The sequence below is a fragment of the Roseovarius maritimus genome (genome assembly GCF_043355895.2).
Classification (GTDB): Bacteria; Pseudomonadota; Alphaproteobacteria; order Rhodobacterales; family Rhodobacteraceae; genus Roseovarius; species Roseovarius maritimus.
On the sequence record NZ_JBHFPF020000028.1, the window covers coordinates 1 to 2,525 of the forward strand.

At 66.6% G+C, this 2,525-nt stretch carries 3 protein-coding genes; all 3 read right to left on the reverse strand.

All coding sequences use genetic code 11. From position 1 onward, the window contains the following. Positions 1 to 25 precede the first annotated feature (25 nt). The 3 genes from tnpC to tnpA are packed head-to-tail and all read right to left on the reverse strand — an operon-like array spanning position 26 to position 2,463. Positions 26 to 1,651 (reverse strand): IS66 family transposase, encoded by a 1,626-nt coding sequence (tnpC, locus tag ACEWPM_RS19720; RefSeq protein ID WP_393964158.1) that lies wholly within the window; start codon positions 1,649 to 1,651, stop codon positions 26 to 28. 60 nt (positions 1,652 to 1,711) lie between these two features. Continuing rightward, entirely contained in the window at positions 1,712 to 2,062 is a 351-nt protein-coding gene (gene tnpB / locus ACEWPM_RS19725; RefSeq protein WP_393964159.1) for an IS66 family insertion sequence element accessory protein TnpB, read from the reverse strand. Next, entirely contained in the window at positions 2,059 to 2,463 is a 405-nt protein-coding gene (gene tnpA / locus ACEWPM_RS19730) for an IS66-like element accessory protein TnpA (protein WP_393964160.1), read from the reverse strand. The genes tnpB and tnpA overlap by 4 nt, the downstream gene beginning before the upstream one ends. Positions 2,464 to 2,525 lie beyond the last annotated feature (62 nt).

Genomic DNA, 2,525 nt, shown 5'->3' on the forward strand with positions numbered 1-2,525 from the left:
AGTAAGCATCCGGCGTGGGCCGCGGTCAGGCGTCTCGGAGGCGCTCCGAGGATTGCCAATTCCATGGAAGCAGGGTCGGCACTTGCGAGGCGGTCATGTCGGGCAACCGAGCGAGGACGTCGGCCAGCCAGGCCTGGGGATCGATGTCGTTCATCTTCGCCGTGACGATCAGGGAATACATGAAGGCGGCACGGTCGCCGCCCCGCTCGGAGCCGGCGAAGAGCCATGACTTCCGGCCGAGGGCCACGCCTCGCAGAGCACGTTCGGCCGCATTGTTCGTCAGGCAGATCTGGCCATCCTCGAGGAAGCGGGTGAAGGCCTCCCAGCGGTCCTTCTTGAAGATGTAGTCGATCGCCTTGGCCACCGGATTGTGCCTCGACATCGTGTCACGCTCGGTGCGCATCCAGTCGTGCAACTCGAGGGCGAGCGGGCGGGACAGCCGTTGCCGGGCCTCGAGCCGCGAGGCAGTATCCAGACCGTTGATCTGACGTTCGATGTCGAACAGGGCATCGATCCGTGTCACGGCCTCGAGCGCGACGGGCGAGATGTCATGGGCGGGTTTGCCCTTCCGGACATTCCCCTTGATGTCGGCAAGCTCGAAGAATTTGCGGCGGGCATGGCTCCAGCAGAGCGCGCTACTGACCGGGCCGGGATCGCGGTCGCCGCGATAGAGATCGTTGTATCCGCCATAGGCATCGGCTTGCAGGATACCCTGCCATCCCGCGAGATGCCGGTTGGGGTGGGCCATCTCCCGGTCGCGCGAGAAGTGGAACAGCGCCGCCGGCGGCGCGCCTCCCGCGAACGGCCGGTCGTCACGGACATAGGTCCAGAGCCGCGCTGTGCGCGTTCCGCCCTTCGCCAGCAGCGGCACCGTGGTGTCATCGCCGTGCAGCCGTTCGGCTCCGAGGACATGATCGCGGATCAGTGCATGAACAGGCGCGAGCGCGGCAGCGCAGGCGCCGACCTGGTCGGCCAGGGTCGACAGGCTGAGCTCGACGCCTTCCCGGGCATAGCGCTCGGCCTGTCGGTTCAGGGGCTGATGCTGGCCGAACTTCTCGAACAGGATCATCGCCAACAGGTTTGGCCCGGCCCAGCCGCGGGGTGTGGGGTGGAACGGGGCCGGCGGCTGGCTGATCTTCTCGCACTGGCGGCAGGTGAACTTCTCGCGGACGGTCTGGATCACCTTCCACCGCCGGGGAATGACTTCGAGTGTCTCGGTGATGTCTTCGCCCATCTTCACGATGCGGTCCGAGCCGCAGCAGGAACAGGCCGTGGGCGCCGCGATCACCACACGCTCGCGCGGCAGATGCTCCGGGAAGGGCCTGCGCGCCGGACGGCGGCGCTCGAACTCCGCGACGGTCGTGGTCTTCGCCACCTTCTCGGCGGCAATCTCGTCTTCGGTGGCAGCTGCCTCGAGTTCCTCGAGCTGCAACTCCATCTGGTCGATCAGGCGGGCGCGGCGTTCCGAGCTGTGGCCGTATTGCTCGCGCCGCAGCCTGGCGATCTCGAGCCGGAGGTGCTTGATCATCGCCTCGGAGGTCGAGACTACCGCCCGGGTCTGCGCCAGCTCGCTCTCAGCGGCCTCGGCACGGGCCTCCGAGGCCGCGAGTGCGGCGCGCAATCTGGCGATCTCGGAAGCAGCATCTGACATGGCCGAGACCTACCACGCGACCATCGGAAAGCCTATGCAAATAAGCCCTATGAGGCCGATTTATCCCGCCTTTGCAGGGCGTTGCGTCCAGCGCGGATTGCGCCAGTCGATCCCCTCAAGAAGATAGCCCAGCTGGGCCGCGGAGATCTGAACGGCCTCGCCGCTTCCGCCCGCCGGCCAGATGAACTTCCCCGCCTCGAGCCGTTTGGTGTAGAGCGACATGCCCACCCCATCGTGCCAGAGCAGCTTGACCAGGTCGCCCTTGCGCCCGCGGAAGCAGAAGATCTCGCCGGCGTGGGGATCGCGCCCCAGCCCCTGCTGCACCTGGAGCGCCAGCGTGTTCATCCCCCGGCGCATATCCGTCACCCCGCCAGCGATCCAAACGCGCACCCCCGCCGGGAAGGCAATCATCGACCGTCGATCACGGGAAGCAGCCGGGACAACGCCTGCGGGTCTACGTCGACCGGCACCACGAGGCGGCGCCCGTTCTCCAGAACGATCTCGACCCTGTTCTCCAAGCTCGACGCAGGGGACGTCCTGGAGGCCGATGTCGGAAGCGCCTCGGCAACCGCGAGCGGCGTGAACATCGGCGTGCGCACCATCCCCAGTTCACCATTCCGGAATTGCCGCCGCCAGCTCGTCAACAAGGATCGCGAAATCCCATGACGACGCGCGGTGGCGCTGGCCTGACGATGCCCGACAAAGCTCTCCTCCACGATCCGCAGCTTGTCCGCATCGCTCCAGTGCCGGCGCCGCGCGCCATCGGCCGCGGAAAGAACTTCGATCTCGGGTCTGAACATAAGGTCGGCCATAAGGTCGGACCTATCATCACCTCCTGAAATCCGTCAGGCGGCCCCCGCCGGAGGCATACGAT